At 55.9% G+C, this 6208-nt stretch carries 7 protein-coding genes; 5 read left to right on the top strand and 2 right to left on the bottom strand.

The features are described from left to right. Window positions 1-330: 330 nt before the first annotated feature. The 3 genes from ACFDSS_RS06515 (at window position 331) to ACFDSS_RS06505 (ending at window position 3088) form a co-directional block, all read left to right on the top strand. Window positions 331-984 carry a protein-L-isoaspartate O-methyltransferase gene (locus ACFDSS_RS06515; RefSeq protein ID WP_375254955.1) on the top strand — a complete coding sequence of 218 codons (654 nt, stop codon included), beginning with the start codon at window positions 331-333 and terminating at the stop codon, window positions 982-984. A 58-nt stretch (window positions 985-1042) separates the two neighbouring features. Further along, complete coding sequence (locus ACFDSS_RS06510; protein WP_375254954.1) at window positions 1043-2407, top strand: TolC family outer membrane protein; 1365 nt, start codon at window positions 1043-1045, stop codon at window positions 2405-2407. A 78-nt stretch (window positions 2408-2485) separates the two neighbouring features. Beyond that, window positions 2486-3088 (top strand): hypothetical protein, encoded by a 603-nt coding sequence (locus tag ACFDSS_RS06505; RefSeq protein ID WP_375254953.1) that lies wholly within the window; start codon window positions 2486-2488, stop codon window positions 3086-3088. 4 nt (window positions 3089-3092) lie between these two features. Here the strand turns inward: ACFDSS_RS06505 and ACFDSS_RS06500 are convergent, their stop codons facing one another. Beyond that, a complete protein-coding gene (locus tag ACFDSS_RS06500) occupies window positions 3093-4538 on the bottom strand; it encodes a cobyric acid synthase (RefSeq protein WP_375254952.1) in 1446 nt (481 codons plus the stop codon). Here ACFDSS_RS06500 and ACFDSS_RS06495 point away from each other — a divergent pair. Continuing rightward, window positions 4522-5169 (top strand): cobalamin biosynthesis protein CobQ, encoded by a 648-nt coding sequence (locus ACFDSS_RS06495; RefSeq protein ID WP_375254951.1) that lies wholly within the window; start codon window positions 4522-4524, stop codon window positions 5167-5169. The genes ACFDSS_RS06500 and ACFDSS_RS06495 overlap by 17 nt on opposite strands. Window positions 5170-5226: 57 nt before the next feature. Here the strand turns inward: ACFDSS_RS06495 and ACFDSS_RS06490 are convergent, their stop codons facing one another. Continuing rightward, window positions 5227-5550: a DUF6280 family protein gene (locus ACFDSS_RS06490; protein WP_375254950.1), complete on the bottom strand. Its 324-nt coding sequence runs from the start codon at window positions 5548-5550 to the stop codon at window positions 5227-5229. Between the two features lie 220 nt (window positions 5551-5770). Here ACFDSS_RS06490 and ACFDSS_RS06485 point away from each other — a divergent pair. After that, a partial coding sequence (locus tag ACFDSS_RS06485) for an elongation factor P (RefSeq protein WP_375254957.1) occupies window positions 5771-6208 on the top strand: 438 nt, incomplete at its 3' end.

Below are 6208 nucleotides of genomic sequence, written 5' to 3'. Positions count from 1 at the left end.
AAGTAAAAACATATACTTGAGTGCCATTTGGTTGAAGTTGTATTTGTACACAAAATGGTACACACGAGTTTATATTACAATTAATGTACTGTTATATATAGATATATATTAATGCTGGCCTATTGCAAATCCGTGTAGACCGGTTCGATTCCGGTACTCGCCTCCAGCACTGACTTAATTCGATCATCACGTCAGAAATTCACAGAATTTACGGACGTAGAAATCTCAAATTTGACTTGTCCAAAACCTCTTTCTTTGCGGCTTCTTTCTTGCCGCCTTTCCGCTTCTGTGGCATGACGTTGTAAACCACTGAACGAAAGAGTTTAGATTGTGACCGACTACAAAGCCCGCCGTACGATGATGGTTGACACGCAGGTGCGTCCTTCGGATGTGACCAAGTTCCCGATCATCGACGCCATGCTCTCTATCCCGCGTGAAATCTATGTGCCGGACAGCAAGCGCGAGGCTGCGTATATTGGCGAAAATCTTGCGATTGATGCGGATCGGGTCATGCTGGAGCCGCGGACCTTGGCAAAAATGCTCGACGCATTGAACGTGCAGCCGCAGCACGTGGCGCTGGATGTAGGTTGTGGGTTTGGGTATTCGACGGCATTGCTCGCCCACTTGTGCGACTTTGTGGTCGGCGTGGAAGATGATGCAGCGCGCGCTGATGAGGCGCAGAGCATCCTGTCCCAAAACAGCGTTGATAACGCAGCGGTCGTCACCGGGCCTCTGACGGAAGGTGCTGCGAAATCAGGGCCGTATGATATTATTGTGGTGAATGGCGGCGTCGCAGAGATGTCACCTGCGCTTTTGGATCAGCTGCGCGAAAGCGGGCGGATTGCATGTGTCTTTATTGAGGGGACACTGGGCGTTGTGCGCGTGGGTCACAAAATTGATGGTATGGTAAATTGGCGCTTCGCATTTAATGCGGGCGCTCCGATCCTTCAGGGCTTTGAAAAACGCGACGTTTTTGCGCTCTGAGTGATGAAACATAGGTGCCATGATGTACCTATGAAAAGCTGATGAAGGGTAACGCGTTATGAAGCGGAATGGGTTGGGTGTTGTTGCAATCGTGGTGTCGCTTCTTGCGGCACCTGTGGCCAAGGCCGATACACTGTCGGATGCGCTCGTATCTGCATATAATTCTTCTGGTTTGCTGGAACAAAACCGGGCTTTGTTGCGCGCTGCCGATGAAGGTGTCGCGCAGGCGATGGGCTCGCTCTTGCCAGTTATCAGCTGGTCCGTCTCAAGCAGTCGGACCGATACTGATGCAGCTTTCGGTGGCGGCGTGACCAACAGCACCGTGGCCCGCCTTACTGGCAGTCTGACGCTCTTTGATGGTGGGTCAAACCGGCTTGCAATTGATGCGCAAAAGGAAGTCGTTCTCGCGACCCGTCAATCATTGCGCAGCGTTGAGCAAAGCGTCCTTTTGCGCGCCGTACAGTCGTATATGAACCTGATTAGTGCGGGTGAATTTGTACAGCTGCGTCAAAACAACGTGCGGCTCATTACCCAAGAATTGCGGGCTGCCGAAGATCGGTTCGAAGTCGGGGAGGTGACGCGCACGGATGTATCCCTCGCGCAGGCCCGTCTTGCGCAGGCCCGCAGTTTGCTGGCATCAGCGCAGGGTGACCTGGCCATCGCACGCGAAGAATATCGTGCTGCCGTGGGTGAGGAGGCAGGTGCGCCACGTGGGGTTGGACCGGCGCCGGTGTCGCGCAACCTAAGCGATGCGCAGGACTTTGCAGCGCGCAATCACCCTGCCATTCTTGAGGCGCAACACAACGTAGCTGCCGCGGAGCTGAATATCCGACGCGCCCAAACGGCGGTCATGCCCTCTGTCACTTTGGACGGCTTCATGTCGCGCGACAACAACGACACGAATACGGCGCAGATCGGAGTCAATATTGGTGGCCCGCTCTATGCGGGGGGCGCGATCTCCAGCCAGATCCGTCAGGCGCAAGCGAACCGAGACGCGGCCCGTTCTGGTCTGCACCTCGGATTGATCGGCATCGAACAACAGGTTGCGAACGCCTTTGCGCAGTTGCAGGTCGCGCGTGCGACCCGCGTCGCGTCAGAGGAGCAGATCAGAGCGGCGACAGTCGCGTTTCAGGGCGTGCGAGAGGAAGCAACGTTGGGCTCACGCACCACGCTTGACGTTTTGAACGCCGAGCAGGAGCTGCTCGATGCCCGCGCGAATCGCATTGCGGCGCAATCAAGCGAAGTCGTCGCATCATATGCGGTTTTGTCGGCAATGGGCCTACTTACGGCGGAGCATTTGAACCTTCCCGTGCAGCAATATGACCCTTCAGAATACTACAATCTGGTCACCGATGCCCCCGGTCGCGTGTCCGCTCAGGGTGAAGCACTGGACCGGGTGCTGCGGGCGTTGGGACGGAACTAACAGATTGTTGTTTGAAAACGGAAATTGGGCTACGATTGGACAAAGATCGGAAAAACCAGAAACGAGCGGATTTCTAACATGGCGCGAACAGATGAAATTGACAAAGTTTTGTCTTCGGTGCGAAACCTCGTATCGCTGAAGGAAAAGCAGAAGGCCAAGACTGAGCAACGGCTGGTTTTGATGCCAGATCAACGGGTCAGCGACGAAATTGACACCGAAAATACCGGCTTTGGCGGCGCGTTTGACGCAGACAACGTGCTGAAACTAACCCCACAGCACAAGGACGCCAGCGAAAGACTTGAAGCCACGATCGCGGAGCTCGAAGCGACAGTTGCTGCCCAATCCGATCAATTTGAAGTTGACGGAGGCGAGGAATTTGCAGAGGCGGCTTGGGCCGCCAGTGCCTTCGAGGCGCCGCGAAAGGCGCCGGACGAAGATGCCGAAATTGCACCTGAAGACGACACCGAAAGTGAACTTTCCGCGCATGACGCGCTGATGGTCGCAATCACACAAAGCATCAAGGCCGGGCTCGATCAGGATGTGTTACGGGATTTGGTTGTGAATACCGTGCATGAGGAACTCTCTGGTGAATTGGGCGAGCGCATCACGCAAAACGTTCGCAAAATGGTCCGTCGTGAAATCAAGCGGGCAATGACCAACAGGGATTTCGGTCAGGACTGATCGGTCATCCGGCAATCGAAAGCAGCCGATCAATATCCATATGCGTTTCCAGATGGGCGGCGAGGGCATCCAGTGTATCTTCGACGCTTTTTGCGTAATCATATGCCGCAATCGGTTTGCCCAGTTCTTTGAGATAGGCTGACCGAAATCCATCAGCGGCAAAAAGCCCGTGCAGATAACAGCCCATAACACGCCCGTCGCCCGATGCTGCACCTTCTGCGCGCCCGTCCAACGACAGCCAGGACCGGGCGCAATCAGGGCCGGTCGTGACGCCAAGATGGATCTCATAGCCTCTCACGGCGTCACCCGTAGGCAGGTACCGCGCATGAGAGAGCGCCAGCCGCTTTTGCGGCACCATCCGGGTTGCCACGTCCAGCAACCCAAGCCCTTTCACGCGTGCGGGCGGTCCTTCTATCCCCAGATCGTCAATGATTTCCCGCCCCAGCATCTGATAGCCGCCACAGATGCCCAGCACATGCCCGCCGCAGCGCACATGCGCTTGCAGGTCGATATCCCAGCCCTGTGCCCTGAAATGCGCGAGGTCGGCAATTGTCGATTTGGAGCCTGGAATAACAATGAGATCCGCATTCTGGGGCAGGGGGCGGCCCGCCTCAACGATTTCAACACTCACGCCTTGCGTCGCAGAGAGCGGATCAAGATCATCAAAATTCGCGATCCTGTTCAGGCGCGGCACGACGATTTTGATGTCGCCGCCGGTCTTGCTGGCGATGTCCATGACGTCTTCCGCGGGCAGCTTCCAAGCGTCAGAAAACCAAGGGACGATACCCAGAGACGCCCAGTTGGTGCGCGCTGCGATGATGTCCATGCCGTCATCAAACAGTGTCGTATCACCGCGAAACTTGTTGATGGCGAAACCTTTTATCAAAGCCCCGTCTTCAGGCGGCAGGACGGCATGGGTGCCTACCAACTGCGCAATCACGCCGCCACGGTCGATATCTCCGATCAGAACAACGGGAACATTCGCCGCTGCCGCAAATCCCATATTGGCGATGTCGCCTGCGCGCAGGTTGACCTCAGCCGGGCTGCCAGCCCCTTCGACAATCACCAGATCGCGCCCCTGCCCAATACGCGCGAAACTCTCAAGGACAGGGGGCAGCAGTTTGGCTTTTTGCTTGCCGTAGTCCCGCGCCTTCATGGTCGCAAAGCGTTTGCCTTGCACGATGACCTGGGCGCCTACTTCGGATTCAGGCTTCAGCAGGACGGGGTTCATATCAACCAATGGATCGAGGCCACAGGCCAAAGCCTGCAAGGCCTGCGCGCGACCGATTTCGCCGCCATCGATGGTGACGGCGGCATTGTTGGACATGTTTTGTGGTTTGAAGGGGGCGACGGAAAAGCCGCGCCGCACGCAGGCACGCGCGATGCCTGCAACCAGCATGGATTTCCCCACATTCGAGCCGGCGCCCTGGATCATGATTGACTTGGTCATTGGCTTCCCTTCCACTCACTTCATAGGGGCGCATGTGGCGCGGGGAAAGAGCATGAACACGCCGGCGCATTTAATCTTTGGCATGACTGCTTTCGGGAAGGCTGAAAAGCCGGCAATCACGGGTGCGGCGCTGGCCGGTTCGCTAATCCCCGACCTGTCGCTTTACTTTTTGGCGGGGTGGCATCTTTTTGTGCTGGGCACATTGCCGGAAATTGTTTTCGGGCAGCTTTACTTTTCGGATGCGTGGCAGAGCCTGTTTCGGATTGATAATTCGATTATTTTGTGGGGGATCGCGTTCGGGCTTGGCGCAATGTTGCGCGCACCCGTTGCAATCGCCCTATGCAGTGCCGCCTTGCTGCATCTCGGCTTCGACTTCCTGTTGCACAATGATGATGGCCGCGCGCATTTTTGGCCACGGACCAACTGGATCTTCCAAAGTCCGGTCAGCTACTGGGATCCCGAGCACTACGGCAATATCGTGAGGTCTATTGAGACCGCTCTGGTCATTTTCTTTTGCGGCGCCTTGTGGCGCAGGCATGTCGGGCGCTTGATGCGCGCACTTGTCCTGAGCCTTGGTATCATGCAGCTTGCGCCCGTCGTCATTTTTTCAATCATGTTTGCAGGGCACTGAAACGCGAACCGCGGCCCCCGAGGACCGCGCAACTGTTGCCGTCAGTAGCTGGGTTTCTTACGCCGCGCGTGCTTCTTGCTCAGCTGCGTTACGGCGTTCGCTTTCTTCACGCGACAGAGCGACAGATGTGCGAACACCTTTGCCAACGAAATCCATCAAGCCGCCAACCACACGCTCGTTCGGGTCGATACCCGCACAAGACAGCACTTCACGCCCATCGCGTGAGCGTGCCCATCGCGCAATCTGCTCCGGTCCATTCCCGTATTTCTTGTCGTCCGCAATTGCATCATCCAAAGCCGCCAGAACAACAGCCGCAAATAGCTTGCGGGCACGGTTACCTTGTTCATTGTTGAACGCTGTACCGTCGACGAAATCTCGCATGTTATTTCCTTTTATTGCTCTTGTACTTCCAGCGTGAGGGCCTTTATGCATCTTCTCAGTCGATTCGGGAACCCTCTTTTGGAATGGCAGCCATGCATTTTACGCATAGCTCACTGCCGTCCGAATGCTTGGTGATGATCTTGCCACCCTTCTGACGACTAGATATAGGCCTTCAATACGTTCATTCAACCGTAACCATCTTTATTGAGACGAAGTGACAATGCCCAAAATCAACGGTAACGAAATCCGCCCCGGCAATACGCTTGAGCACGAAGGTGGTCTTTGGGCCGCTGTCAAAGTTGACCATGTGAAGCCCGGCAAAGGTGGCGCGTTTGCGCAGGTCGAGCTGAAGAACCTCCGCGATGGCCGTAAGTTGAATGAGCGGTTCCGCTCTGCCGATAAAGTTGAGCGCGTGCGCCTTGACCAAAAGGATCAGCAGTTCCTTTTTGAGGACGGCGATATGCTGACGTTCATGGACAGCGAAACCTATGAACAGATCGCACTGCCTGCTGACATCCTCGGCGACCGTCGCCCGTTCTTGCAGGACGGGATGACCGTGAAGATCGAATATTATGGAGAAGAGGCGCTGAACGTCAGCCTGCCGCAGAAAGTGGTTTGCAAGGTCGTGGAGACCGAGCCTGTCGTGAAAGGTCAAACC

The organism is Yoonia sp., assembly GCF_042093035.1.
Taxonomy (GTDB): domain Bacteria; phylum Pseudomonadota; class Alphaproteobacteria; order Rhodobacterales; family Rhodobacteraceae; genus Yoonia.
Note: the sequence above shows the minus strand (reverse complement) of the source record. Positions and strands in the feature narration are given on the sequence as shown.

Bases quoted from the DNA above. Each gene is read 5' to 3' on its own strand.
- ACFDSS_RS06490 (WP_375254950.1), bottom strand. From the start codon at position 5,550: ATGCGAGATTTCGTCGACGGTACAGCGTTCAACAATGAACAAGGTAAC.
- ACFDSS_RS06505 (WP_375254953.1), top strand. From the start codon at position 2,486: ATGGCGCGAACAGATGAAATTGACAAAGTTTTGTCTTCGGTGCGAAAC.
- ACFDSS_RS06495 (WP_375254951.1), top strand. From the start codon at position 4,522: ATGATTGACTTGGTCATTGGCTTCCCTTCCACTCACTTCATAGGGGCG.
- ACFDSS_RS06510 (WP_375254954.1), top strand. From the start codon at position 1,043: ATGAAGCGGAATGGGTTGGGTGTTGTTGCAATCGTGGTGTCGCTTCTT.
- ACFDSS_RS06500 (WP_375254952.1), bottom strand. From the start codon at position 4,538: ATGACCAAGTCAATCATGATCCAGGGCGCCGGCTCGAATGTGGGGAAA.